Below are 593 nucleotides of genomic sequence, written 5' to 3'. Positions count from 1 at the left end.
CCGAAACTTATCGCAGCTTATCACGTCCTTCATCGGCTCCTGATGCCAAGGCATTCACCATGCGCCCTTTGTAGCTTGACCTTTTTTCGTTTCGTTATAAACTTCGAATTTCTTTGTCGCTTTCCTCAGTCAAATCCTCACGTAGCAAAGTACGCTCCGGTGTTTCCTTCGTCAGCTCCTAGAACTTCTCGTTTTTAACAAAACTCACTCTAACTATTTTTGAGTTTAACCTAAGTTAATTTAAATTAATCTAATTAGTTAGTTTTAAGTAATTTATTACAAAGTTATTCACAAAGAATATTTTTGGCTTGTTGTTTTTTATTTATGTGCAATTTTCAAAGAACAATGGTGGGTCTAAATGGACTCGAACCATCGACCTCACGCTTATCAGGCGTGCGCTCTAACCAGCTGAGCTATAGACCCATAATTTTGAGAGAAATCTCTCAAAATTGAACAGAAGTTAAGAATAAACCTTCTTTTAAGTCTTTTCTAAATCTTCGATTTAGAAGTACTAGATAAGCTTATTGCTTACTAGATTTCTCCATAGAAAGGAGGTGATCCAGCCGCAGGTTCTCCTACGGCTACCTTGTTAC

The 593-nt window shown here is 37.4% G+C and carries 1 tRNA gene and 1 rRNA gene; both read right to left on the bottom strand.

Going from position 1 to position 593, the window contains the following annotated elements:
• A 23S ribosomal RNA gene (locus tag ABDZ60_RS08930) occupies positions 1–81 on the bottom strand; the annotation flags it as partial.
• A 265-nt stretch (positions 82–346) separates the two neighbouring features.
• Positions 347–423: transfer RNA gene (locus ABDZ60_RS08925), tRNA-Ile, on the bottom strand.
• Positions 424–593: the final 170 nt, after the last annotated feature.

The sequence above is a fragment of the Clostridium sartagoforme genome (genome assembly GCF_039521405.1).
In the GTDB taxonomy this organism is placed as follows: domain Bacteria; phylum Bacillota; class Clostridia; order Clostridiales; family Clostridiaceae; genus Clostridium; species Clostridium sartagoforme.
The sequence above is the reverse complement of the archived record's forward strand: the minus strand, read 5'-3'. Positions and strand labels throughout refer to the sequence as shown.